Origin of the sequence: Treponema saccharophilum DSM 2985 (genome assembly GCF_000255555.1) — a bacterium.
Lineage (GTDB): Bacteria > Spirochaetota > Spirochaetia > Treponematales > Treponemataceae > Treponema_D > Treponema_D saccharophilum.
This window is the reverse complement of sequence record NZ_AGRW01000034.1, coordinates 16,610-43,314: the sequence shown is the minus strand read 5'-3', so window position 1 is coordinate 43,314 and position 26,705 is coordinate 16,610. Positions and strand designations below refer to the sequence as shown.

Genomic DNA, 26,705 nt, shown 5'->3' with positions numbered 1-26,705 from the left:
GACATCCGCAAAAACAAAAGAAGGAAAAACAATCAGCTTACGATTGCGATTCCGGCAGAGGCTCCAATCCTCGTGGCTCCGGCCTCGACCATCGCGCAGGCCTCCTCGTAGTTGTGGACGCCGCCGCTCGCCTTCACGCCGAGCCGCTTCCCGACGGTCTTCGCCATGAGGGAGACCGCGTGGACCGTGGCTCCGTTCGGGAGAAGCTTCCCGTCAGCGCCCTTCAGAATCGCGAAGCCGGTGGAAGTCTTGACGAAATCGGCGCCGGCCTTCTCGGCGCACTCGCACGAGCGGACAATCTCCTCGTCGGAAAGGTAGCACGTCTCAAGGATTACCTTGACGAGGGCCGGCTCGCGGTTCTCGACGGACTTCGACGCATCGACGACCGCGCGAATCTCGTCCTCAAGCTCGTCCCACTTTCCCTGCTTGACGAGCGCGAGGTTCTGCACCATGTCGATTTCGTCCGCGCCCTCATCGACGGCGACGGCCGCGGACGCCGCCTTGTTGTCCACGGTGTCCGCGCCGAGCGGGAACCCGATTACGGTGCAGACCTTGACGCCAGTTCCCGCGAGCTTCTCAGCCGCGAACTGGACGAACGACGGGTTCACGCATACGGAGCAGAATTTGTGCTCGGCAGCCTCCGCGCAGAGCTTCTCGATGTCGGACTCGACGGCGCACGCTGAAAGGTTCGTGTGGTCGATGATTCCTGCAATCTCATTCTTTGTCATTTCGATTCTCCAAAAAAAGTTTCCCGATACACTACGACATCTCGGCTTTTGTGGCAACGGCGCGGAATCGAAAAAAAGGAAGAAACCGATTTTTTCCCGTCAGCGGATGCGGAGCGTTCAATTGTTTTCAATCATTTGCAAAAGTTGTACAATACAGCCCCGCTCCGGAAAATCCCGCACAGACGACGCCTTCAGGAAAAGAGGAACAGAGACCCCGTCGGGGCTTTGATTCCGGGAAAGGCGTCCGAGGGAAAACGGGCGGAAAAAAAGACTTGATTCAGGAAGGACAGGTACTATGACAATCCTCGATTTCGGCGCACGCAAAAAGGAAGGGCGCAAAATCTCAATGGTGACGTGCTACGACAGCACGTTCGCAAAAATCATCGACGGAACGGACATCGACACGATACTCATCGGGGACAGCTGCTCCATGGTCATGCACGGGGAGCAGACGACGATTCCCGCGACGATAGAATGGATGGCGGAGCACACGCGCTCCGTCAGGAACGGCACGGGGAAATTCATCCTCGCCGACATGCCGTTCCTCTCGACGAGGCGCGGCATCGAACACGCGACGGAATGCGCGGGAAAGCTCCTCCAGGCGGGCGCGAACGCCGTGAAGATTGAGGGCGTGTTCGGGCAGGAGGACGTCCTCCGCCATCTCGTCATGTCGGGAATCCCCGTAATGGCGCACCTCGGGCTGACGCCGCAGTTCTACCAGGCGTTCGGCGGGCACAAGATGCAGGGCAAGACGGAGGAGGCCGCGGCGAAAATCAAGGAGGAGGCCCTTCTCGCGCAGGAAATCGGCTGCTTCTCAGTCCTCATGGAATGCATACCGCAGGCAGTCGCCTCCGACATAACATCGTCGCTCTCGGTCGCCACAATCGGCATCGGCGCGGGATGCGGATGCGACGGGCAGGTCCTCGTCCTGCAGGACATGCTCGGCATGAGCGGATTCAAGCCGAAATTCGTCAAGCAGTACATGGACGGGCTGTCGCTCATGCGGGGCGCGCTCAACAGCTACGCCGCGGAAGTCGCCTGCGGGAACTTCCCGAGCGCGGAATTCATATCGAAATAACGGAACCAATTTTTCAGGAGGGCACAAACATGAAAATCATACGGACAGCACAGGAGCTGAAAAAGATACGTGCGGAGAACGAGGGGAAGACGGTCGGATTCGTGCCGACGATGGGCGGGCTCCATGCCGGCCACCGCTCGCTCATGGAACGCAACCGCGCGGAGAACGACATCGCGATCGCGAGCGTATACCTCAACCCGACGCAGTTCAACGACAAGAAGGACCTCGAGACGTACCCGGCGAATTTCGACGACGACGTGAAGCTTCTCGAAAGCGTCGGAATCGACTACCTCTTCGCGCCGACGTACGACGTGATGTACCCGGACGGATACACATACAAGCTCACCGAGACGGATTTCTCGCACGTCCTTTGCGGCGCGACACGCCCCGGACATTTCGACGGCGTGCTCACCGTCGTGATGAAGCTCCTCAACATCGTGCGCCCGACGCGCGCGTATTTCGGCGAGAAGGATTTCCAGCAGCTCCAGCTCCTCAAGGGAATGGTCAGCGCGTTCTTCATGGACGTGGAGATTGTCCCCTGCCCCATCGTGCGCGAGGAAAACGGGCTTGCCATATCGTCGCGGAACAGGAAGCTCAGCGCCGACGGAATCAGGATTGCGCCGCGCCTCCACGAGATTCTCGCGGGAAGCGGGACGATAGAGGAGAAGAAGAAGTCGCTTTCGGAAGCGGGCTTCACCGTCGACTACCTTGAGGAAAGGCGCGGAAGGCTTTTCGTCGCCGCGTTCCTCGAGGGCGTGCGCCTTATAGACAACATCCCGCTTTGATTCGCGGGACGGAGGGACGATGATACTGACACTCGACGTCGGAAATTCCACCGTGACGGGAGGCGTTTTCGACGGGGACAGGCTCGTGCTGCAGTTCAGGCAGACGACGAACAAGAATTCGACATCCGACGAAATCGGAATATTCCTGCGCACGGTGCTGCGGGATAACGGAATCGACGCGGGAAAAATAAAGGACGCGTGCTGCTGCTCCGTCGTCCCGCCGATAAACTACTCGCTTTCGAGCGCGGTCAAGAAATATTTCGCGCTCGAGCCGCTGTTCATACAGTCGGGAATAAAGACCGGGCTGAAAATCCGCTACGCGAACCCGAAGGAAATCGGCGCGGACAGGATTGCCGCCGCGATAGGGGCCGTCACGCGCCATCCGGGAAGGAACCTCATCGTCATCGACATGGGGACGGCGACGACAATCGACGTCGTGACCGGCAACAAGGAGTACCTAGGCGGGGCGATTCTCCCCGGGCTGAAAATATCGGTGCAGGCGCTCGCGTCGGGAACGGCGAAGCTCCCGTCCGTCGAGATTGTCCGGCCAGCGCGCATTTGCGGGCAGTCGACAATCGAGGCGATACAGTCGGGAATATTCTACGGGAACGCCGGCGCCGTGCGGGAAATCTGCGGCCATTACGAGCGGCAGATTTTCGGCGGCGAGAAGCCGTTCATCGTCGGGACGGGAGGTTTCGCGCGGACGTTCGACGACTACGGGCTTTTCGACGAAATCGTCCCCGAGCTCGTGCTCTCCGGCGTGAAGACGGCGCTCGAGATGAACAGATAGCGCGGAACAAAACGAGATTTTTTTTCGGAGGAAAACAGAATGCAGATTGAAGTACTGAAATCGAAGCTGCACAGGGCGACAGTCACGGCGGCGATGCTCGACTACGAGGGCTCAATATCGATAGACACGGAGCTGCTCGCGGCGGCGGAGATGCACGCCTACCAGAAGGTGGACATATACAACATCAACAACGGGGCGCGGTTCTCGACGTACATAATCCCCGGGCGCAAGGGCGAAATCTGCCTGAACGGGGCGGCGGCGCGGATGGCGCAGGTCGGCGACAGGATAATCATCGTCACGTTCACGCACATCGAGGAAAGCGAGGCGGACAAATGGCTCCCGAACGTCGTCCTTCTCGGCGACAACAACACGATAAAGGAAGCAGGAAGGAAGGCAATCGCCGCGGGAACGAAAGTTTCCGGCTGAAAAGCATCCGTCGGCGAGCGGATTTTCCCCGCGATTGATGACAACTTCGAGCCTTTAACTGTAAAATGGTCGGATATGATTCAACTACAAGGAACCGTTCTGAACGGCAGCAACAACACGTTCGAGATAGAATGCGATGACGGCGACGGCAACCCGCTGATACGCCCCTGCTCGTTCAAAAGCAAGAGGCTCAAGCTCGACACGAAATACTACAATCCGCTCGCACCGGGCGACAGGGTCGAGATTGAGATAGAAGACAGCGAAAGCCGCAAAGGACTGATAACAGCCCTCGTGCCGAGAAGGAACGAGTTCGTCAGATGGAACGTGAAAGGGCGCGCGCCGCAGCTTCTTGCGGCGAACCTCGATTACGTCATACTCGTGACGACGCCGGAAGAGCCTCCGTTCCGCCCGAAATTCATAGACAGGGAACTCGCGCAGGCGGAGCACCAGAACCTCACCCCGATAATACTCGTCAACAAATACGACCTTCCCGAATCTCAGAACCCGGAATTCCAGAGGCGGCTGCAGATTTGGGAGGACATAGGATACAAAGTTCTCAGGGTCAGCGCGAAAAGCGGAGAGGGGATTCCGGAGCTTGCCGAGCTCGTGACGGGAAAGCTCAGCGCGCTGGTCGGCCAGTCGGGAATCGGAAAGTCGTCGCTCGTCAACGTCCTCGACAGCACGTGCGTCCTCAAGACGGGGAGCCTCTCGCAGAAGTACGGCAAGGGAACGCACACGACGACGAAGGGAAGCCTCATGCACATCCACCTCAACGAATCGCTCGTGAACGGGCTTCCGAACGTGTACGCGTCGATAATCGACACGCCGGGCGTCAGGCGGTTCTGCCTCGACTCGATTGCGGCGGCCGACCTCGCGCTCTACTTCCGCGAATTCAGGAATTTTCTCGGAAAATGCCGCTTCGGGATGAGCTGCTCGCACGAGAACGAGCCGGGCTGCGCGATTCAGGACGCGGTCGAGAGCGGGACGATAAGCGGCGAGCGATTCGAAAGCTGGCGCACCATAAAGGAAGAGATAGAGACAGGCTCCTGGGACGACTGACGGGAGATTTTGACTGTCCGCACACCTCAGTTTTTTTAGGGAAGGAAAATGCACAGGAAGACACTGGAAGACCTCGCGTTCTACCGGATACGGGACGAGATTGCGTCGAAATGCGTGAGCGCGGAGGGAAAGGGACTCATCGACAGGCGGGAGCCGTTCACGTCGGCGAGGAAGGACAAGCTCGACGGGCTGAAGAAGCTCGGGATGCAATGGCAGCGCTCGCTGCGCTCGAAAAGCCCGGCCGTCCTTCCGGGATGGGGGGAAATCGCGCCCTTCATGAAGATGCTCAAGGCGGAAGGCTCCGTGCTCAGCCTCGGGCAGATGCGCTCGCTCAGGGAATTCGCCGACGCGGCGCTGCACGCATACGGCTCCATAAAAACCGCGTCGAAGGAAATCGCCATGAAGGAGCTTTCCGATATGGCGGAGAAGCTCCCCTACTCGGAGCTTTCGGCGACGACGGCGGAAATATCGAGGATAATCGACAGGGACGGCAACATAAAGGACCTCCCGTCGATAAGGGAAATCAGGAACAAAATCGCGTCCATAACGGCGGAGATACAGTCCGCGCTCAAACGCTACACGTCCGACCCCGCGATGAACACGGTCCTCGAATCGAACGTGCCGGCATTCCGCGCGGACAGGCAGGTCCTCGCCGTGAAATCGAGCCAGCGCCTGAAGGTTCCGGGAATCGTGCACGAGGTATCGGGCTCGGGGCAGACGATGTACATAGAGCCGGAGGAAGTCGTCAGGAAGAACAACGAGCTCATGCAGGAGGAATTCCACCTTGCCGAGGAGACGAGACGGATTCTCGCGGAGCTCACCGCGACGCTCCGCCCACATTGCGAGCAGCTTTCATGGGCGCTCAAGCTTCTTTCGGAGATGGACACGGCGCAGGCGGCGGCAAAATGGGGAGCCGAGCACGGCTGCGTCTTCGCTCAGGACGTCTCGGAGGACGAGGCGGCGGCGTTGGTGCAGGCGCGGCACCCGCTTCTGGGGGAGAAGGCGGTTCCCATCGACATAACGTTCCTCAAGGGAAAAAGCGTCCTCATCGTCACCGGGCCGAACACGGGCGGAAAAACCGTCACGATAAAGACGTTCGCGCTTCTTTCGATGATGAACCAGTCGGCGTTCCCCGTCCCGGCGGCGGATGGGACGCGGCTTCCCGTGTTCGACTCGATTTTCGCGGACATCGGGGACGAGCAGTCGATTGACGAGTCGCTCTCCACGTTCAGCGCGCACATGAGGAACATCGCCGCGGCGGTGAAGCACGCGGACAGCCGCTCCCTCGTGCTCCTCGACGAGCTCGGAAGCGGAACGGACCCTCAGGAAGGCGGCGCAATCGCGATGGCGACGCTCGACGCGCTGATAGAGAAAAAATCGTTCGTCCTCGTCACCACGCACCACGGAATCCTCAAGAATTACGGATACACGAACGAGTCGTGCGTAAACGCGTCCGCGGAATTCGACGCGGGAACGCTCGCCCCGACGTACCGGCTCCTCATGGGCGTTCCCGGAGAAAGCCACGCGCTCGACATCGCGCGGCGCTCGGGGCTTCCTGCCGACACCGTAAAAAAGGCGAAATCGTACATCACGAACCAGCAGGCGGACGTCTCGACGCTCATCCGCGGGCTCACGGAAAAGCACGCGGAGGCCGCGCGAATCGAGAAGGAGCTCAGGCAGGCGGAGAAGGAGACGCGCGAGCGGATTTTCAGGATAGAGCAGAAGGAAATCAGCCTCAGGCGGCACGAGAACGAGATTCGCGTGCGGGAGTCGCGTGACGAGTCGGCGTTCATACGCGAGACTAGGAGCCGCCTCGAGAACCTCGTCAGGGAAATCCGCGAGGGAGAAATCACGCGCGAGAAGAACCTCAAGGTGCGCGCGTTCATCGACGAGCTGACGGAGGAAATCGAGTCCGGGGCGGATGAAATCGAGGCGGAATCGCAGCGCATCGACGAGGCGCAGGCGGAGCTCGACAGGAGAATCGAGCAGGAGCAGCGGTTCGACATCTCCGAGAACGGATTCCGGATAATGAAGCAGGCGGAGTCGAAATCCCAGGCGTCGAAGAAGACGAAGAAGCGCACGTCGAACAGGGAGGCGCTCGCCACCGCGAGAAGGACGTTCACGGACGAAGAAGCCGCCGCGCTCGCCCCAAAGAAAAACGCGGGCAAGGCGGAACCCCCGAAAACGTTCGAGGAGGGCTCCGAGGTTCTCTCCCGCTCGTCAAGGATGCGAGGAACGCTCGTCAGGAAGGAGAAACCGGGCGTGTGGCTCGTGCAGTTCGGGACGCTAAGGATGCAGGCGAAGGAAAAGGAGCTTATCCCGCTCGGCGCGCCGAACATAACGGCGAAGGCGGACTTCTCCGTGGAGCTTGCCGGCGAGTCGGGCGAGAACGCGATTTTCGTGAAGGAGGACAACGCCCCGAAATTCGAGCTGCGGCTTTTAGGGATGAGGGCGGAGGACGCGATAAAGGCGCTCCAGCGGCAGCTCGACCTGTGCACGCTCAAGGATTTCAAGAATTTCAGCGTCATACACGGAAACGGCACGGGCGTCCTGCGGCAGGCCGTCCACGACTTCCTGTCGCACTACCCCGGCGTGAAGAGCTTCAGCTACGCGAAGGCGGAGGACGGCGGGTTCGGAAAGACGTATGTCGAGATGATGTGAGGGCGAATTTGACACGGATTGCATTTTTATTCATAATTTTGCATAAAAATGCAATTCAGGGGCAAACAAACGATGAAAGACCGCTCGGAACGATTGAAGACGATACGCAAAGTCATACGGAACAACAGGATAGAAAGCCAGGACGAGCTTCTGTCGCACCTGATAAAGGACGGGTTCGACGTGACGCAGGCAACGCTCTCGCGCGACCTAAAGCTTCTCAAGGTCGGCAAAATCTCGGACGGGAACGACGGGTACGTGTACACGCTGCCGGGCGACGACGAGCGGCTTGAGAACGACGACATATTCGTGCAGGATTTCCTGCGCGGCTACGTCTCAATCGACTGGAACGAGCCGATTGTCGTCATAAAGACGTTCGGCGGACATGCGGACGCTGTCTCGAACGCGCTCGACGCGTTCAACTTCGACGAGATTCTCGGGACGATAGCCGGTGAGAACTGCATATTCGCGTGCCTCAAAAAGGGCGTCTCGGGCAAGGACTTCATGGAGAAGCTCAAGCGGAAGATTCCCGACTTGGACGAGGAATGAGAAAGCTGCCGGCTGCCCGCATCGAAAGCCTGCAGCCGGCGTTTTCTGCGGACGCAGGCATCAAAAAGACAGCGGCGCCGCTACTTGTACCGGGCGCGCACCCCGCCCACGAGCTTGGGACGGGTGTACGCCGCGGAGACGCTCGCCTTTCCCACCGCGGAAATCTTCGGGCGGAACGGCACCGCGACTTCCTTGAGGTGCATCCCGATGAGTGTTCCGCCGATATCGATTCCGGCGGACGCCCGGATATGCTCGACGACGACCGGATTTTCGAAGCCGTTCCAGGCGGCAGTCGCGAGGGAGCCGCCCCCGTGCGCCCATGGAACGACGGAAACCTCGTCGAGGCCGTATTTCTCCGCGCACTTCTCCTCGACGACGAGGCATCTGTTCAGGTGCTCGCAGCACTGGCAGGCAAGGAAAATCCCCCTGGCGGAAAGGACGTCGCGGGCAGCCTCAAAAACACGCCGCCCCGCCTCCTCGCTCGAGTCGTGTCCTATCGTCCCGCCGACAATCTCGCTTGACGAGCAGCCGATGACGAAAACGGAACCAGCCTTGAGCGGATGCTCGTCGAGCATCTGCGTTATTATGCCCGCGACGTCGGCGGACACGCGCCCAAAATCGACATGTGAATCGCAATCCATGAAATCCCCCTAAAAAGGACTCTATTCTCGTTCCGACGGGCGCGGCTGTCAATTCATAAAACGCGAAAAAACGTGCAGATTCGCGCTTTCCATTGTAGAATGGATGAATCCTCCGGAACGCGATTCTCCGGAGGAAAAGCCCGCAGAAAAAGGCGGGAAAGGCTTTTCAGCAGGAGGACACAACAATGAACACAATCAAAATCACCTTCCCGGACGGGACATCGAGGGACATAGCTGCGCGCACGCGCGGAATCGACATACTCGGCTATTTCGGGAACATCGACCAGTCGAAAGTCATAGCGCTGAACGTCAACGGAGAGGTCGTGTCTTTGTCACGCCCGATAAAAGTCTCGGCAAAAGTCGATATCGTCACCGTAGACACGAAGGCGGGCGCGGAAATCTACAGGCGCTCGCTCTGCTTCGTCCTCGCCGCCGCCGCGAACAAACTCTACCCGAATTCGAGGCTTCTGGTCGGGCACTCGCTCGGATACGGCTATTACTACACGCTCGACGGGGACACGCCCATCTCGACATACGAGATATACGAAATCGAGAAGGAGATGAGGGCGATAATAAAGCAGAACCGCCCGATTATGACGAAGCACCTCTTCTACGAGGAGGCATGCGAGATATTCGAGAAGCTCGGCATGACCGAGACGAGGAAGCAGCTCGAATACCGGTGCAAGCCGCGCGTCCTCGTCAACAAGCTCGACGACTCTGATTTCGCGGACATCTACTTCGCGCCGCTCGTCGCGTCAACGGGAATACTCAAAGTCTTCGAGCTCAAAGCGTACGGCGAGGGATTCCTCCTGCGCTTCCCCGAGCACAAGAATCCCGGCAAGCTGACGGAATTCAAGGACCAGCCGAAGATATTCGAGATTTACAAGACGTACAAGGAATGGGGAAAGCGGGTCGGCGTCACGTCGGCGGCAAGCCTCAACGAGCTCATCGTCAAGGGAAAGATAAACGACTTCATCGACATCACCGAGACGTTCCAGCTCCAGAACTACGCGAAAGTCGCCGACCAGATTGCCGCACGGGGCAACGTCAAGGTCGTCCTCATAGCAGGCCCATCGTCATCCGGGAAGACGACGTCGGCGAAGAAAATCGCGCTGCACCTTCAGGCGCTCGGATACAACCCGCACGTCCTCAGCCTCGACTCGTACTACGTCGGGCGCGACAAGAACCCGAAGGATGAGAACGGGAACTACGACTACGAATGCCTCGAGGCGCTCGACATCCCGCTGCTCAACAAGAACCTCGTCGATTTGTTCGACGGAAAGACAATCGACGTGCCGAACTACAACTTCGACACGGGAACGCGGTTCTACACGGGCGAGACGATGACGATGCGCAAGAACGACATCCTCATCCTAGAGGGAATCCACGGCCTGAACGAGAAGCTCACCCCGCAGGTGAAGCCCGAATTCAAGTTCAAGATTTACCTTTCCGCGCTGACGCAGCTCAACCTCGACGACCACAACAGGATTCCGACGAGCGACAACAGGCTCATCAGGAGAATCGTGCGCGACGCGAATTTCAGGGACAAATCGGCGGCGGCGACGATTTCGATGTGGGACAGCGTCCAGAAAGGCGAGCGGCTCCACATCTTCCCGTTCCAGAACAACGCCGACGCGGTGCTGAACACGGCGCTCGACTACGAGCTTCCCGTACTCAAGGTCTACGTCGAGCCGGCGCTCCGCGCGGTAAAGCCGAACGAGCCCGAGTACACGGAGGCATGCAGGCTTCTGCGCTTCCTGACGCAGTTCAACGCAATCTCGTCCGACTACGTCCCGAAACAGTCGATAATCAGGGAATTCATCGGCGGAAGCTCTTTCAAATACTGACGGTTTCCTAAACAGGCTCCGCGTGCCCCGGATTTTTCCGGGGCATTTTTTTCGGGGGAAGAGCGGAAAATTGACAGCGCGCCGCACTTTTTATACACTTGACCCAAAATGAAAAAAATCCTGCCAGCACTCGTCTTCATCCTCATTACGGCGGCGGCAACCGCGGAGAGCTACCTCAGCGGCGGGCTTCTTCTTTCCGCCGTGGTGAATTCGGACGACGAGACGAACGACTTCACGCAGCTCGTTCCGGGCGCGTTCGTGCACTGGAACGGGTTCAGCGACGTGGAAAAAAAAGCCGGAATACACGCGGACGGAAGCATATCCGCGTTCTACAAGAACGGCGACGAGACGAACGGCGGGGAAAACTCCATCATGATTGGCATCCAAGCGGATTTCGGGCCGGTGCTCAGAATCGGAATACTGCGGCTGCTCTTCCTCACCGCGGGTCTTTCGGCGGGCGCGTCGGTCGGGACGACATGGACGGACAAGACGGACACGACCGTTTCCGAGGCGCACGCGGGATTTTCAGCCCAAGCGTCGTTCATGCTCGCGTCGGGGCTGACGTTCGGCGCGCTCTTCGGATTCTCGCCGCTGAGCTGCGCGTCCGTCTCGATTCAGGAGCGCAAAGAAGAGCGGAACATCTGGAGCACGAAGCCGTCATACCTTTTCGGAATATCGCTCATGTACTGCCGGTAGGAGCCAGGTTCCCCGCAGTCGTGCAAATCCTCAAATTGTGGTAGAATCGTACCCATGTCTATCAACAATACGGCCGAATGCGGCTCCTGCGGAAATACAATTGCGGAGGCAATCTCCGCCCGGTATATACAGAAAGCCGGCGCGAATTCCGCATATGCGGGCGCGGAGAACAGGCTGCAGATGCTCATCATGAGCGAGAAAAGCAGATAACGAATAAAACGAAAACAAGGAAAGAACATGGATTATCAGAAACTACCAGTATACGAGCAGAAGGACAAAATCCTCGAATCGCTCAGGAACAACCAGGTCGTCATAGTGCAGAGCCCCACCGGCTCGGGAAAGACGACGCAGATTCCCGTCATCCTCCACGAGGCGGGGTACTCGAAGAACGGGATGATTGCCGTGACGCAGCCGAGAAGGATTGCGGCGCTGAGCGTCTCGGAATTCATCTCTAAGCAGCTCGGGACGACATATCCGGGGCTTGTCGGCTACAAGATGCGGTTCGACGACAAGACGGACGCATCGACGAGAATCAAGATAATGACGGACGGAATCCTCCTGCAGGAGATGAAGCTCGACCCGTGGCTCTCCGGCTATTCCGTGATGATGGTCGACGAGGCGCACGAGAGAAGCCTGAACATCGATTTCGTCCTCGGGCTCCTGAAGCGAGTCCTCAAGGCGCGCCCGGAATTCAAGGTCGTCGTCTCAAGCGCCACGATGAACGCGGAGGCGTTCTCGAAATATTTCGACGACGCGCCGATTGTCACGATTGAGACGCAGACGTTCCCCGTCACGATGATATACGACCCGCCGGAAGGGCGGACGACGACGGCGACGGCGACAGGCTCCGAGCTTCTCCTCGCGAAAATCGAGACGACAATAGAGCGCGTCATCGACAACGGAGACAAGGGCGACATCCTCATCTTCCTCCCAGGCGAGAAAATCATAAAGGACTGCGCGCAGCGCCTTGCCGTCTCGTCGGTGCGGCACAAGCTGCACATCGTCCCGCTCTACGGACGTCTCCCCAAGGAGGAGCAGGAGCGCGTGTTCGACAAGCCGCCGCTCGGGAAGCGCAAGGTCGTCATCTCGACGAACATCGCCGAGACGTCCGTCACGATAAACGGAATCACGACGGTCATCGACTCGGGGCTCGCCAAGCTGAATTTCTACAGCCCGCGGACGTACACGTCGAGCCTCATCGAGACGCCCGTGAGCCGAGCGAGCTGCAACCAGAGGCGCGGGCGCGCGGGAAGGACGCAGCCGGGGACATGCTACCGGCTCTACCCGCGCGACGATTTCGAGTCACGCGACGAATTCACGACGGAGGAGATTTTCAGAACCGACCTGAGCGAGGTCGTCCTCCGCATGTCGGAGCTCGGGATAACGGACTTCTCCTCGTTCGACTTCATATCCCGCCCCGGCGACGAGGGAATCAGGGGCGCCGTCGAGACGCTGAACCTTTTGGGCGCGCTTGAGAGCGACAACACGCTCTCGAAAATCGGAAAGATGATGGTCGAATTCCCGCTCGAGCCGCGCATCAGCCGCATAATCGTCGAGAGCATCATGCGCTACCCCGAGGTTCTCGAGGAGGTCCTCATCGCGGCTGCGTTCATGAGCACGCACTCGCCGTTCATCCTCCCGCCCGGAGAGGAGATGGAGGCACGACGCGCGCACCACGCGTTCCGCGACATGCAGGGCGATTTCGTCAGCTACGTCAAGCTTTTCAGGACGTACATCTCGATGAAGAACCAGCAGAGGTTCTGCCAGAACAACTACCTCGACGAGAAGGTGATGGCGGAAATCCTCAACATAAAGACGCAGCTCGAGGAGGAAGTCGCCGCGATGGGAATCCCGATAACGGGCGGCGGAAGCATGGACGACTACCTCTGCTGCATCGCCTCGGGAATGATTCAGTTCGTCTGCATCCGCGAGGGAAAGGAGAACTACCGCTCGCTCACGGCCGACCACATCTCAATCCACCCGGGAAGCTCGATGTTCAAGACCGACCCGCTTTTCATCGTCGCCGGGGAAATCGTCAGGACGTCGCGCACGTTCGCCTCAAGCGTCTCCCCGCTCACGAAGGCGCTCATCAACAAAATCTCGCCCGACCTTGAGGAACGGCTCAACGCGGCGCGCGGGAAGAAGGGAAAATCGCTCACCGGCGGGCTTGAGTTCAACGGCACGAGCTTCAACGACATCCGCGGGAAGAAAGTCGGCAAGGACGACGGGCGCTTCGGCGGGAAGGAAAGCCCCGACAAGAAGAAGGACGAGAATTCCGTCACGTTCGGCGGCATCACGTTCAAGATTGCGAAGGAGAAAGGAAAGAAGATACTCGCGATGCCGATTGAGCAGCTCAAGGTCGCGCTCGGCCGCGAGAACGACAAGAACAAGCTCGCGCAGATTGCAGGACTCCGCGGACGGCTCAAAATCGGCAGGTTCGAGCTTCTTGGCGGCGAGAAAGCCGAGGTGATTTTCAAGGTCGTCCGCACGCTGAACCTCGACCCGCTCCCCCACGACAAATTCCCCAAGAACGTCAATATCGACATAAACGAGGAAGGCGGAAAGGACAAGCTCGTCGAGATGCTCCCGTTCGTGCTCAGGATTACGGAGGGAAAGAAGCGGAAGGGCGGAAAAGCCGGAAGCGCGCAGGAATACAGCTTCATAACGCTCCATTCCGACGGAAAGGGCACGTTCTGGTTCAAGCTCAGCCGCGGCTTCCCGACGGCGATAAACGAGAGCCTGTCAAGCCTCGAGTCCCTCGTCGACGCAGACATCCCGTTCAGCGAGAAGCAGAAGGAAATCGTCAACGGAACCTACCGCATGATAAACTCGATGTACGAATAGCGCGATTACGGCAGAATCCCGCCTCCACTTGAAGGATTCGCGGGATTCTGCTATCATCTTCCCCGTGTTTTGGAAAGATGTCCGAGTGGTTTAAGGTACACGCTTGGAAGGCGTGCGTGCCCAAAAGGCACCGGGGGTTCGAATCCCCCTCTTTCCGGATTTTCCCCCGAGCGGAACAGCTCGGGGGATTTTTTTGTATATGAAGAAATATATTTGGCGAAAAATCACGATAAAAGCGCACAAATCAAAACAATCAGTTTTTAAATATTCCAAAACATCCCATCCAAAACGCTTTGCATATTATTTTTACTATTGTCAAATTATGTCTTATAACTCTCCCCCAATGAAAACCTTACGGTTCTGCAGAATAAATGCACCTTTTCAGATAAATTCAAATAGTTACAATGAAAAGCACGGAAAAAGCCTGTCAGAAAAATCTTTCACAACGCTCTGCACTTTCCGCATCGGCCAAAAAGATTATTCAGAATGTCGCTGAACATTTTTCAAAGCGCTGTATAATACTCTTTTGAACACGGAAAATGTTTATATTTTATTATACTTATATATAATTTTTCTTGACAAAGACTATCACTTCACTTATAGTTAGTACTGTGAGGCGATTGAAATGCTCCCGTCTTACAAAAAGAAGAAACCACAAATGGTTTTGAAATTTAGCCTATTAATAGGGAGAAGGCTGTTATGGCAGAAGTAAAGGAAAATCTTTTTGCAGGGAGGGTAAAGAAACTAATGAAGGAAAACCGCTTTTCACAGAAAGAACTCTGCGAAATCTGCGGTATTACGGAGGCATCATTCAGCCGCTATATGACACAGGGCAGTTTGCCGCGAACAAATGTGCTTGCAAATCTTGCGAACGCCCTTCACACAACAAGTGACTATTTGATGGGCCTTGAAACCCATTATAGTTACGATCAGCTAGAGATTCTTTTGGCTTCAAGTAAGGATAACCTTAGCCTGAACCAGAAAAAAAAGCTAGTGGACATTCTTATGGACGAGTACAAGACGGCTCAGAGCCAGTAGGATTAAAAGTGCATGTATACATGGAGGTATACTTTTGAAAGACAACTGTGAGACCGCAGAAGAAGAATCGTATGTACTTCCCAGCTGGAGAGTGAACCAAATCATTTTGATTGCTGTTCGCTTTTTGACTGATGAAGGTTACTACAAAGACGGGTTTGATTATCGGAAGGCAATTCAGAACAAAGGCATCCTGCTAAAGGCTTATTCCGCCTTTAAGTCTGAAAACCTTCTGGAGATGCAAAAGATTTCGCTGAGCCTGTGGAAAGAGGGCTTATGCCTTATTGCCACAGACAGCGAAACTCAGCAGGTTTGCCGTATGATTGCCTACAATGACAGTAAGACTGCGGCAGAGATTATGCAGATAATCTTCCATGAATACGGCCACATACTTTTTGGACATACGGAACAATGCCCTAACGCAGAGGCAGAAGCCATTCTGTTTTCTGCAATAGCAACGTTCCTTATGATAGCGGAACAGCAGTTCCACATAGGGCAGCTGGTTGCAAAAGATAGCGGCGGGGAATCCTTTTTTGAAGGAATCAAGGCTGGTCTTATGGAAAGATTTTGTACACAGGGGGGGGATGCCATGATATACGCATAAAAAAAAGCCTGTTTTAACAAGTGCGCCAACACTTACCAAACAAGCTTCCATTAGTCGAGAGCCACGATGTGATTCTCTTTTCTAAACGAATAAAAAGATTATATCACACATCGGCTCTCCTTGTCAAAAAAGTTTGACTCCAGAAAGTTTTTGGGGTGACATGAAATCATAGGAGAACTGAAACATGCTAAACATTAAAACTATCAAAAATGTCCTTGTAACAGACGAATCAAAAGACGGCTTCTGCTTCAGAAGTTCTTGCTCACAATCTCTCAGCCAGAAAAAGCTCGCTTCCGAAATGTCTGACTGGAACTCTTCTTTCACGGAGGCAGACTACCTGGGTATGCTTTCTGTAATGGAAACCATCGTCATAAAATACCTTGCTAAAGGTTACAGCGTGGAGCTTCCGTTCGGAACCCTCAGGGCAAACGCCACAGGTACTTGTGCGAATATCCAAGACGGCTTTGTACTCGGAACCGGAAACCACACGCTGGGCTTTTTGTTCAACGCAAACGAGGCGACCATCGCAAAAGTAAAGGCAAATCTCGAATACAGGCAGATTCCACCCGACCTTACAGGAGAAGCAAAACTCTACCGCATTACAACCCTGAATGATGATGCGAGCGAAAGCGCAAACCTTTCCGTAAGCAAGGGGAAGACGCTCCGCCTGCACGGCCGCAACCTCACATTCGACATCAAAGATGAAAATCAGGGCGTTTTTTTGGAAAACGAAAGCGGAGTCACCCGCCTCTCAGTGTACAATCGCCGTGGCACGAATGTTGTCGATTCTCCTGTACCTAGTGAACTTCCGGCTGGAAGCTACAATGTGAGCATCGTCACGAAGCCGGGCAACACCTACTTTACTGCAAACATTGATTCTGTGATAACGGTAGCGTAAAATTTCGGACAGCCTGCCATTCGTATAACGAAGGCAGGCTTTATTGTACACTATCCTTCTCCTCCTTAGCGATATGGCTACCGTAGTTTTTCTCATAAATACTACTTTAATTTTTGAACTAGTTCATAAACCAAAGTCACTGGATTTTGTTCTGATAGCGGAAGCGACATTTGTCTTACATGTAGTTTCGAAGCATTTTTTATTGCTGTATCAATTCTTGTTTTCAACAACGAATACATATTTTCATTATTTTTCTCATACTTCTGTTTTAATAATGCAGATAATTTATCAAAATAATCATTTCTATGCATTGCCGTATTGTAATAATTGAAATGCAATAAATACCACAATTCAAAACATTCGATGGAGTATGCAACATGAATTTTATTTTCTACAGCAATTTTAATTGCCTCTTCAAAGTCTTTCTGAGAAAAGTCATCTTTATCAAAAACCGCCCAAGCTTCGATATATGGAGTACCTGTCTTAACGGCCTTGTCCCGTAATTCAATTGCTTTCTTTACGACAAAAACTGTATTATTTCCAATACCTTGAACATCTAATGAATCAAAAACATCAGGTTTTTCAGGAAAAGATTTAAAATATGCAGGCTCAGTTTTTTCCCCCTCACATACGATTAGTATCTTCCTTAATTGTCTTTTTCTTTTTGAAGAACGTTTCAGCGTTACGCTTCTTTTTTCATGTGCCATTTACAACCCCATTTGCAAACGAATCACATCAATTGAAGGGACTGCCCCATATTTACCTGCAAGATAATTTTTATTATAAAGAGCATCTTTTCGAACAGGTTCATCAATATCCATCAAAGAGTATAAATCAGAAGCTCCAAAATCATTTTTCTCACACAACCAAATTTGATCTCTTCTAAACATTTTATTTGTCATAAGAGAAACAGACTGACATGAAATAACTAATTGAGCATTATTCTTGTTGATAATTGGATTGTTGAAGAGCTTAACAATACTTTCCACAACCAAAGGATGGAGAGAAGAATCAAATTCATCAATAAATAATACACCCCCATTGTCCAAAACAGGAAGGATAATTCCTGCATAGTCGAAGAGCTTTCTTGTTCCTAATGACTCATCTTCATCTGTAAAATAATGCAATCCAACTTTTTCCGAGTTTTTATACAAATTATGTGCATAAAGAATATGATCTTCCTGTGCATCGGGAAATTCCTTCTTAAAGAAATTCGCGAAATCCGGATCCGTGTTATCAAAATTAACTGGGATTTTCTTTCTTTCAAGGCCCTGGACTTGAATATCTGCAAATTGTAAGAATTTTGTAATTCTAGATAAATCTTCTCCGCTATCCAGTCGTTCCATTGTAATAAAAGGAGGAGTATTAATTCCTGATGTTATCCAAATCCCTCTAAAATATTGTATGATTTTCCCAGTTATCTCTCCATTATTTTGGGCACATACAGAAAGATAGCTCGCATTTTCTCTTACAATTTTTGGATTAAAATTTGTTGCTTCAGAAAAATATGTTTTATTAAATGTTATCTCTTGTCCAGTACGCTCAAAAAGAGAAATCTCTTTTATTTTATTTACGGCAAACAGATATTCGTCTGTGATTTTCTCACTGGTAAATGAAATACCATATCTATATCGAACTCCAGTATCTGGAAGAATAAACAATAATTCAAAAGTGGTTGGCTTGCTTTGTGTATCAGCATCCAACATAAACGGAGATGAAGGAATTGCTTCTCCGCTTTGACTTTTTGGACCTGAAAAAATAGAAAAATTTCGAAAGAAATTCAGGGCCATAAATAAATTGGATTTTCCACTTGAATTTGCGCCATAAACAAGAGCCGTTTTTAAGAGATTATACTTTCCGGTTTGAAAAGTATTTTCGTCCATGAGATCTTTATCCTTAGAAGCCAGGAGAGAAAAAGTTTGTTTTTCCTTGAATGAGCGGAAGTTCTCAACGCTAAATTCTATCAACATAGGAATACCTCTAAAAAAGTATATGCATTATATAATATATCGGTAAAAAATAGGCAATAATATTGCTAATTTTTCTCAAATTTCATGTTTATTTTTGAGAAAATGCTATTTTGGTCGTGCAATTTGAGATTTTTCCACAACTTCTCCTTGCCTTTTTTGTTCGTTTTTTATTATATTTTTAATAGTTGTCACGCCGTCGGCTCGAGAACAACAAAAAAGGCAGCATCTACGCTACTGCAATAGATAACTGAAAAAGTCAACTTTGATATTTTTTCCTGTTATCAAAGATGAACCAGTGGATGCTTCTTGCCGTTACTGCTTCCGGTCGTTTACGAAAAACGGAAAGCATCCTTGAGGATATTGTTCGCCTCGCGGAGTTCCGCATTTTCTTTTATCATTTTTTTCTCGCACTCCGTAAGTGGGGCGTCTTCTGATGTTTTTCTTTCAGAATCCGTTCATGGTTATAGGTTTTTCGTTTAGCCAACTGACATCCGGATTGTATGCAACCATCACTGCATAAACGGTCATAAATCCTCCTATTTGCCTAAAATTTTATTTTCTTAGCACTTTTCGCAAAATTCTGGTTACAAACCTCAGCGGTTTCGTGATTCTCCATGAGTGGCTAGCGTAAATAGAATTGATTTCCCGCTGCTTTGCTTGAATGGCAAGGTCTGACTGCCATATCTGTTCTTCCAATTGGCATTGCAAATCTGTAGCGTTAGCTCGCAGATTTGCAATAGTCGCGCTCTGCTCCGCGATGGTCGAGTTTTGCTCCGCGATGGTCGAGTTTTGCTCCGCGATGGTCGCGTTCTGCTCTGCGATGGTCGAATTCTGCTCCGCGATGGTCGCGTTCTGCTCTGCGATGGTCGAATTCTGCTCCGCGATGGTTGCGTTCTGCTCCGCGATGGTTGCGTTCTGCTCCGCGATGGTTGCGTTCTGCTCCGCGATGGTTGCGTTCTGCTCCGCGATGGTTGCGTTCTGCTCCGCGATGGTTGCGTTCTGCTCCGCGATGGCCGCAGAACAAGTTTCATCAAGAGCGAAAACCTTCATGTTAAAAAAGAAATTTGATTTTTCATGTCCGCTTATGTCCACATAAATTTGCGGGTCTGTGGTGTTGAAGAAATAAGCGTTGTTTTTCTGCATGTATGCGTTGGTTGTAAATGAAAGGTCTGTGTTTTCGGATTTTATAGAAATGTCTTTTACGATGCAGTGTCGTGCGGACGGGTCGATGCGAAGAGATTCTAGATTCTCACGTGATTTCAGTTCAATGGGAAATGTCGAGAATATCGCAGTCTCAAACTCTGAAAAACCATTGCCTGTGTCAAAAAAAACTTGTATAAAATCATTTCCACAAATTTTGTTATAAAATGGATAGAACAAATGACTAAGTTTCTTTTTTATGCCTTGTTCTGCCAATACGAAATTTTCAGAGTTTGTAATCCTTGTAAAATCGCCATCAACATAATTTAACAGGACTTTACTGATGAAGTATGATTTTTCATATCTTGTATATCGAAGAATAAAATCCCAATCAACAAGACGCTTCAGTTTCGTATCAAACAAACCATATTTTTCGCACAAAGCTCTTTTATGAACGAATGTCCCCAAATCGATTAGGTTGCCTTTTATCAGATGTCCGTAATCTAATTCCTGACCAATAACGGCTCCAGTATTCCTTTTCATCTGTGAATAAAAAATTGAATAGTCAGGATTCTTTTCAATCTCGGTCTTGAAAGTTTCAAGAAAAAAAGGGGGAAGCGTATTGTCTGAATCCAGATAAGCAATCCAGTCATTTTTTGCGAGTGAAAGACCTGTGTTTCGAGCTGCACACACACCGCTATTTTTTTGCTTTATATAAACGAATTTCTTGGACTTAAAGAATTCTTTGTATCTATCTTGGATCAGAGTTTCTGTATTGTCTGTGGAGCCGTCATCTACAATAATAAGCTCAAAATTTTGATAAGTTTGGGCAACCACAGAAGCGATTGCGTTGCAAATGCAAAACTCACGATTATATGTGGGCATTACCACGGAAAACTTTATTTCATCTCTATCGCTCATAAAAACTCCAAAATTATAATGTAGTCAAAAATCTTAAATTTTCTGAGCAAATCACATCGTTTGATGCGACTCCAGAATATCTACCCTTGCAAGCTGCGATTCCATTTTCTGCTAATTTTGCGACAATGGAATCAGATGTATGCGATTCCCCGTATCTTTGTGTATCATCAATGAAAATTACAAAATCTTTTGCCAATGAATCTGGAATCAATTGGAGAATATCGATTCTAGAATACTCAATCATATCCGCACCGAAGGGAGCATCCACCAGAATAAAGTCAAATTTTTTGCCAGTCAGCGATTCCTTAAAGTTCTTGAATACGCGAACATTCTCGTCTTTGTAAGGCAAAATTTCATAGTCTAAATGCATGATTTGTGTGCCTTCAGGAAGAGAATGTGCGTTCTTATAAAAATATATCCAATCCTTATTCGCCTCAACGACTATATGCTCTGCGTTCGCATATTTTACAAACTGACTTATCATATGAGTTGATTGTCCCAATCCGATTTCAAGAATTCTTTTTGGCTTAAATTCATTAAGAATTCGATAGAGAGAATATAATCCGTTATAGCCTAGTGCCATTCTTCCCGGTGAAAATGATTTGTCTTGCAACCACGGACTTGTGCTAATCGTATCATGGAAAATATGCGCCCAATTAGCCTCGTTGATACTATCAGTTAAGTTTTTGCACATATTTTTTGTTTTTTCAAGTTCGATTTTCAATTCACGAACTTCATTCCAGACATTCTGTTGACTGTGCCAAAACACAGATTTGTGATTTTTTTTCGCAATGAAAATTCTATCTTGAGCTGTTACCCGCATTTTTGCGATTTGTTCTGCCGACAGGACTTTTTCAGCTATGTATTCCGTTACTTTTAATCCATAGCGTTCAAAACGTACTACAATATCATTTGCTCCATAAAGCCGAACATGGTCTGCTTGCCCGTAAAACTTTATACGCTCTTCTGCTGTCGTATATGAGGAATCTTCAAAAGTGTTTCGTTCAAGGCAAATTGGCACAGAGAAAATTAACTTTCCGTTTTTTTTCAGACAGCGTTTTATTTCTGAAACAGCGGCGGCCTCATCCGGGATATGCTCAAAAACATGGTTGAGCATGATAAAATCAAAGTGTTTCTCAGAAAACTGCATTCTGGTAACATCAACTTTGCAATCTGCAACTCCTTCCTGTATGTCTCCTGTTATATAATCACACTTCTTGTTGGAACGAATTTTTTTCTCAATCAATTTCTCCGGAGCAATGTGGAGAATTCTATTTTTAGAACGGTAAATGTTCGTATAATTGGAAAGTACATAATCCAAATATCGAATTCTGTCATTTGAACCGCAAAACTGGCAGGCTGTTTTTGGTCTGATTCCAGCACCAATTATTTTGTATTTATGAAAAATTGGGTAGTCAAATCCAGAATTCCCAAAGTGAGAAGTCTCTCCGCAAAAACTGCATGTGCAGACGGAATCATCAGCTTTCATGTTTTCATATTGTTGCTCGGTAACAGGCGAAATCGCAATCTGCTGCGTACAAACTTCCTCATCAACTGCCGTAATCTCAATAGTAAAAACGACACCTGCAAGCAATTCTTCTTTTGAAAGTGGAATCAGCTTGAAAAAGCCTGAATTTTCAGCCTTGCCAGCAAAGTCGGGAAAAGCGACTGCGACATCATGGCGGGGCATAAAAAGATTTGCTTCAACGCTCCTTTCATTATAAGTAATTCGTATTTGCTTTATTTCCGAAGTTTTTGAGAAAGCCCAACCGCGGAATTCAATATACGGATTTGTCGGCGTTGAAGTTGGAAGCGGCGAATCTATGGAAAAAAGAATGTTTTGCATAATGTCATGTCTCCTGTTTGATGGTATCGTTGGAATTCTTTTAGTCCAAGTATGATTCATCAAATTTAGAATCTTGAACTAAATTTTCACGAACAATCTGAATATATCCATCAAGATTGTTTTGCAAAAAATTCTCAATTTCTGACAATTTCCGTTAAACAAGAGCGGATTGCATTCAGAAAGAGCCTGTTTCTCACTTTGCACAAGATTTTTTTTTACAGCCATATTCAGATACCCCGCTATTTTTTATGCAAAATTTTTACGATAACAGCCTTTATGCCACCTGCACGGTAGAGAGAAACTGCATTTTTAAGTTTTTGAAGCCCCACACACCTTGACAAATGTTTAGGATAACTATCGATTACCGAAATTTGATTAGTTTCTGTACAAATTGACTTCTGCTCCTCGAAAGAATTTTCGCTTTGAACTTCAGTTTCTGGCAGCATCTTTTTATGTTCATCTTTTAGTCTAATGACATCAACATACTTATCAAAATCAAACCATGACGGAACATTTTCGCTATAAGCAAAAATGCTGTTCTTAACAAGCCCCGAAAGAATGAGCCTGCTGTCGTATGCCTGATATTTGGGAGCGAAAGCTTTTGTCAAAGAGTTGTACAAGAAAGCATATTCCTGAGACATTTCGAATGATGATTTTTCATGCCATTTGTTCGCTTTTTCTGCTACGAAATTATATGAAGAGTTATCGGAGAAAATTTCATCCAATTTTTCAACTATGTCTTTTGAAGAAGCGGGATATGGAACAACCCAGCCGTATCCATTTTGCTTAATCCGCTCACCAACTGCGCCAATGTCGATTCCAAGTACAGGAAGCCCGCACATCACGGCTTCCGAAAGTGTATAGCAAAAAGTTTCACCCCAAATTGACAGTATGCATACAATGTCAATTTGGGCACTCTTGAATATTGATGGCAATTCCGATTCAGTATAATATCCGACCTTATGGAAATTTGGAGCCACAAGCCTAGAGAGAGTCTCATCTCCACAAGCCCCGATCAAATACCAGTCATAGTTATCTCCCTTTCCACTTTTTATAATATCATAAATAAGCTGGCTTCCTTTTTCTGGCACCATACCGCCAATGAACGAAATCCTCTTCCTTGTTTTTTTTAGTCTATTCCATGTCAAATTTACGCAACATGAAGTTTCTGAATAAACCTTGCCGTTATATCGAATTGCTATTCGATGCGTAGAATTCAAGCAAGCAGTTTTTGGCAAAAAAACTTTAGCGCAAAAACCACAGCTAGCATAAGCCTCATTCTGAAAAGCTTGTGCAACATCTACCCTAGAAACAGCCGGAACAGATGTAAAAAGTTTTGCCCCGGAATCAGATACTGTCTCTATAAATATTTCTGTTTCTCTAGAATCTGCCCCCTCAAGAAAAATCCAACCGTTCACAACAGCTATTGAAGATTTCATCTCAACGGAGTCAATCGAAAAATGAATCTTATCAGTAAAACTTATTTCATTTTCATGAATTCGAATGGGTTCATTTTTGCTTATCGTTTTTCCATGATAAATAACCTCACTTTTTTGAGCCAACGTTGGAAAATAAGCGCATAAAGTTTCTTTTGCAAACTCAGACGGCAAGAAAATTTTATCGCACAATGAGAGTGCCTCTTCAAAATTATTCCGCCAAACTTTGATTATGTTTCCGATAGGTCTATAGCCAGACTGTTTTTTTGCACCCAAAAGCCACTTTTCAGAGTCGGGTTTTTCATCTGCAAGCCAGTTGCCCTCATCATCCAACAATTTGTAGCCAGGTGAAATCGGATAAAAGTCATGAACAGTATGTACAAGAGGAAGATTCCTTTCATGAGCCGCATAGTAGATATCAAGTGAAAGAGTGTCTACATGGTGAACATGAACAAGGGATATTTTGAACTCATCAAGAATTGAAGAAAAAAGTTTGTAAAGCTGTTCATTACGAGGAATAAAAAACAGTGATGGACTTCCTACATAAAATTTATAGGAATGAATTTTCTCCCCAATATATATTGAAAGCCTAATATACTCCCTGTCCCTGGAAACAACAAAAACATTGAAATCCGTCTTTAGATTTTCCGTAAGATCACGCACATGAAATTGTGTGCCTCCGACATTTCCGTATGAATCGCTTCTGAAATCAAGATGAACAAGATAGAGTACATTTTTCTTGCCATTATGCAAGTCTATAAACGGTTCGATATTGTCACGGATGTACTGCTCTGGGTTATTCACGCAATACAGATGGTTAAACCTCATCTGCATCGGATACCAGCTGTTCAGCAGTTTTTCATGGTCAGCACAAAGCTTTGCCTTTTCTTCATTTTTGAAAGATGCGGTTCCTTTGTGATATACAAAAGCACTGTCACACATGACATGAATGTAGCCAAGCTGTTCAGCCCTGTTGCAAAAATCATTCTCCTCTCCGTAGCCTTTCTCAAATGTTTTTGCATCAAAAAGCCCAGTAACTTTTATGACCTCTCGCTTTATAAACATGCAAAAACCGACTGCGACACTTATGCGAGGATATGCTTTTATTGAACACTGTTCCACGATTTCCGCCATATCATCTGCGGTCAAACCTTCTGGAAGTTTGTTGTCCTTGCACATCACTGGAATAGAACAAAGTGTGGCGGCATTTGAAAGAGGTGTCACGGTGCCAATTTCTTTTTTTGAATATGCACATTCATATATTCTGTCGACCCAATTTTTTGTCACAATCGTGTCGGAATTCAAAAGAATCACGTCCCTATCGTCTGAAAAACACATTCCTTTATTTACATTGCCGGAAAATCCTAGATTGTTCTCATTGTCAATTACGATTACATTTTCTCGTTCTTTTTCTTTGAGAAGCGGCAATATTCTCTCGTCAGGGCTTTTGTCATTTATGAGTATGAGTCTGTCCAATGTCAAATCCGTATGCAGTTCTATGCTTTCAAGGCATTTACAAAGGTCCTCGTAAGCATTATAAATCGGTATGATAATATCGATTCCGTTTCTCATTTTATATTCTCCTTGTTCTTATTATTCTGTGCCGTTGTTATCTGGAAAAGATTCATTTTTTCGGATATATTATGAAGGATATAACCAAAAGATATTGTTATCAAATACAGTAGAAGATAGGCAAGAATTTTATGTTTGTCCTTCAGCATAATAAAGATTGGGGATTTTGTCATAATATTTCGAGCGATTTCTAGATGCAGCAAAAAAATAGCATAGCTATACTTTGAAAGCCAAAGTAGAACTTTTATAAATAAATTGTGTTGCTTGGTCTTATCCGATAAACGTATTGAGCTTGCAAAATAAATAAATAAACTGCATGAAAATGCGAGTACAGAATGAAATGTATACCCATATAGATTATCTGTATGAATTCCTTTTCTGCCAAGATAGACGGATACTACATAAATCATACACGCAGAAAGTATGGCAAGGACCATTCTGATGCAATTGTTTCGTACAAGTGGCTTGCAGTTTTTTTCTATGAAAGCGATAGTCATTCCCATTACAAAATTATCCAATACGCATATAAAAATTGTTCTGCCTGCCCAAAAATTATAACTGTTGTTAAATCCAAGCAAGGAAACAACATAGTGAAACATAAAAAATTTCGACGCCACGGTCAAAATTATAGATACAAACAGTGAAACAAATACATTAACGCCATGTTTTGCCTCATGTTTCCAATAAAATAGAAAACAAAGAGGTGCGATTAAATATAAAATAAACTGAGTGCTTAAATACCAAGCACTTCCTATAATTGCACCAGAATATGATGGAACAAAGCCATGCAAAAAGAGAAAATGCATGATTATGTTTAGAATATGTTCTTTTCCAAGATACCAAGCACCATCACCAATGCATAGCATAAAAATAAGCCCAAGATAATAACTAGGTGCAAGTCTCTGCAATCTTCTTAAAATAAAGTTTCTGTAGGAAAAACCGCCTTTTTCAAAGGTATGATTGAGTGAATGGAAAATACCATAACCTGATATGATAAAAAACAATGTGACTCCAACTTCTCCACCTAAATTCAAGATAAAATTGAAGAGTTCATGGTGCGTTCTATCATTTCCATGGACAAGCCCACCAAAATGAAACAGTAAAATCATCAGTAATGACAAGGAGCGAATAATTTCTATGTTTAAATTTTTATTTTGTGCTATTGCTTTGTTTTCCATTTCT

Annotated in this window: 22 protein-coding genes and 1 tRNA gene; 15 read left to right on the top strand and 8 right to left on the bottom strand. The window is 49.1% G+C overall.

Going from position 1 to position 26,705, the window contains the following annotated elements:
* Window positions 1–32 precede the first annotated feature (32 nt).
* Window positions 33–728 carry a deoxyribose-phosphate aldolase gene (gene deoC, locus TRESADRAFT_RS02490; protein ID WP_002702518.1) on the bottom strand — a complete coding sequence of 232 codons (696 nt, stop codon included), beginning with the start codon at window positions 726–728 and terminating at the stop codon, window positions 33–35.
* A 295-nt stretch (window positions 729–1,023) separates the two neighbouring features.
* On the opposite strand from deoC, the gene panB reads away from it, so the two are divergent.
* The 7 genes from panB (at window position 1,024) to TRESADRAFT_RS02450 (ending at window position 8,073) form a co-directional block, all read left to right on the top strand.
* The gene (gene panB, locus TRESADRAFT_RS02480) at window positions 1,024–1,806 is read left to right on the top strand and encodes a 3-methyl-2-oxobutanoate hydroxymethyltransferase (protein ID WP_002702517.1); all 783 of its coding nucleotides are present in this window, start codon (window positions 1,024–1,026) and stop codon (window positions 1,804–1,806) included.
* A 29-nt stretch (window positions 1,807–1,835) separates the two neighbouring features.
* Window positions 1,836–2,591 (top strand): pantoate--beta-alanine ligase, encoded by a 756-nt coding sequence (gene panC / locus TRESADRAFT_RS02475; protein WP_002702516.1) that lies wholly within the window; start codon window positions 1,836–1,838, stop codon window positions 2,589–2,591.
* Between the two features lie 19 nt (window positions 2,592–2,610).
* The gene (locus TRESADRAFT_RS02470; RefSeq protein WP_002702514.1) at window positions 2,611–3,381 is read left to right on the top strand and encodes a type III pantothenate kinase; all 771 of its coding nucleotides are present in this window, start codon (window positions 2,611–2,613) and stop codon (window positions 3,379–3,381) included.
* Between the two features lie 39 nt (window positions 3,382–3,420).
* Window positions 3,421–3,807, top strand: a complete 387-nt coding sequence (panD, locus tag TRESADRAFT_RS02465; RefSeq protein WP_002702512.1) for an aspartate 1-decarboxylase — start codon at window positions 3,421–3,423, stop codon at window positions 3,805–3,807.
* 75 nt (window positions 3,808–3,882) lie between these two features.
* Window positions 3,883–4,866: a ribosome small subunit-dependent GTPase A gene (gene rsgA / locus TRESADRAFT_RS02460; RefSeq protein WP_002702510.1), complete on the top strand. Its 984-nt coding sequence runs from the start codon at window positions 3,883–3,885 to the stop codon at window positions 4,864–4,866.
* A gap of 48 nt (window positions 4,867–4,914) precedes the next feature.
* Window positions 4,915–7,527 (top strand): endonuclease MutS2, encoded by a 2,613-nt coding sequence (locus TRESADRAFT_RS02455; protein ID WP_002702509.1) that lies wholly within the window; start codon window positions 4,915–4,917, stop codon window positions 7,525–7,527.
* A 72-nt stretch (window positions 7,528–7,599) separates the two neighbouring features.
* Window positions 7,600–8,073: an arginine repressor gene (locus TRESADRAFT_RS02450; RefSeq protein WP_040842164.1), complete on the top strand. Its 474-nt coding sequence runs from the start codon at window positions 7,600–7,602 to the stop codon at window positions 8,071–8,073.
* An 80-nt stretch (window positions 8,074–8,153) separates the two neighbouring features.
* On the opposite strand, the gene TRESADRAFT_RS02445 is transcribed toward TRESADRAFT_RS02450, so the two are convergent.
* A complete protein-coding gene (locus TRESADRAFT_RS02445) occupies window positions 8,154–8,714 on the bottom strand; it encodes a TIGR01440 family protein (protein ID WP_002702507.1) in 561 nt (186 codons plus the stop codon).
* Between the two features lie 185 nt (window positions 8,715–8,899).
* On the opposite strand from TRESADRAFT_RS02445, the gene TRESADRAFT_RS02440 reads away from it, so the two are divergent.
* The 8 genes from TRESADRAFT_RS02440 (at window position 8,900) to TRESADRAFT_RS02410 (ending at window position 16,638) form a co-directional block, all read left to right on the top strand.
* A complete protein-coding gene (locus tag TRESADRAFT_RS02440) occupies window positions 8,900–10,561 on the top strand; it encodes a nucleoside kinase (RefSeq protein WP_002702506.1) in 1,662 nt (553 codons plus the stop codon).
* A gap of 108 nt (window positions 10,562–10,669) precedes the next feature.
* Window positions 10,670–11,257 (top strand): hypothetical protein, encoded by a 588-nt coding sequence (locus tag TRESADRAFT_RS02435; protein ID WP_002702505.1) that lies wholly within the window; start codon window positions 10,670–10,672, stop codon window positions 11,255–11,257.
* Between the two features lie 54 nt (window positions 11,258–11,311).
* On the top strand, window positions 11,312–11,467 hold the full coding sequence (locus tag TRESADRAFT_RS16175) for a hypothetical protein (protein WP_159100019.1): 156 nt from the start codon (window positions 11,312–11,314) through the stop codon (window positions 11,465–11,467).
* A gap of 27 nt (window positions 11,468–11,494) precedes the next feature.
* Window positions 11,495–14,101, top strand: a complete 2,607-nt coding sequence (locus tag TRESADRAFT_RS02430; protein ID WP_002702503.1) for a helicase-related protein — start codon at window positions 11,495–11,497, stop codon at window positions 14,099–14,101.
* 71 nt (window positions 14,102–14,172) lie between these two features.
* Window positions 14,173–14,258: transfer RNA gene (locus tag TRESADRAFT_RS02425), tRNA-Ser, on the top strand.
* 542 nt (window positions 14,259–14,800) lie between these two features.
* Window positions 14,801–15,139: a helix-turn-helix domain-containing protein gene (locus tag TRESADRAFT_RS02420; protein WP_002702502.1), complete on the top strand. Its 339-nt coding sequence runs from the start codon at window positions 14,801–14,803 to the stop codon at window positions 15,137–15,139.
* A gap of 34 nt (window positions 15,140–15,173) precedes the next feature.
* A complete protein-coding gene (locus tag TRESADRAFT_RS02415; RefSeq protein WP_002702501.1) occupies window positions 15,174–15,740 on the top strand; it encodes a hypothetical protein in 567 nt (188 codons plus the stop codon).
* Window positions 15,741–15,924: 184 nt separating this feature from the next.
* On the top strand, window positions 15,925–16,638 hold the full coding sequence (locus TRESADRAFT_RS02410) for a DUF4469 domain-containing protein (protein WP_002702500.1): 714 nt from the start codon (window positions 15,925–15,927) through the stop codon (window positions 16,636–16,638).
* Window positions 16,639–16,739: 101 nt separating this feature from the next.
* On the opposite strand, the gene TRESADRAFT_RS02405 is transcribed toward TRESADRAFT_RS02410, so the two are convergent.
* From TRESADRAFT_RS02405 to TRESADRAFT_RS02380, 6 genes are all read right to left on the bottom strand, one after another.
* Window positions 16,740–17,345, bottom strand: a complete 606-nt coding sequence (locus tag TRESADRAFT_RS02405) for an RloB family protein (protein WP_002702499.1) — start codon at window positions 17,343–17,345, stop codon at window positions 16,740–16,742.
* Window positions 17,346–18,608 (bottom strand): AAA family ATPase, encoded by a 1,263-nt coding sequence (locus tag TRESADRAFT_RS02400; protein WP_002702497.1) that lies wholly within the window; start codon window positions 18,606–18,608, stop codon window positions 17,346–17,348. It abuts the gene before it with no gap.
* Between the two features lie 552 nt (window positions 18,609–19,160).
* Complete coding sequence (locus TRESADRAFT_RS14865) at window positions 19,161–20,669, bottom strand: glycosyltransferase family A protein (RefSeq protein ID WP_002702495.1); 1,509 nt, start codon at window positions 20,667–20,669, stop codon at window positions 19,161–19,163.
* Between the two features lie 13 nt (window positions 20,670–20,682).
* Window positions 20,683–22,515, bottom strand: a complete 1,833-nt coding sequence (locus TRESADRAFT_RS14860) for a class I SAM-dependent methyltransferase (RefSeq protein WP_002702493.1) — start codon at window positions 22,513–22,515, stop codon at window positions 20,683–20,685.
* Between the two features lie 239 nt (window positions 22,516–22,754).
* Window positions 22,755–25,523: a glycosyltransferase gene (locus TRESADRAFT_RS14855; RefSeq protein ID WP_002702491.1), complete on the bottom strand. Its 2,769-nt coding sequence runs from the start codon at window positions 25,521–25,523 to the stop codon at window positions 22,755–22,757.
* Entirely contained in the window at window positions 25,520–26,701 is a 1,182-nt protein-coding gene (locus TRESADRAFT_RS02380) for an acyltransferase family protein (RefSeq protein WP_002702489.1), read from the bottom strand. Before TRESADRAFT_RS02380 ends, TRESADRAFT_RS14855 begins: the two co-directional genes overlap by 4 nt.
* Between the last annotated feature and the right edge of the window lie 4 nt (window positions 26,702–26,705).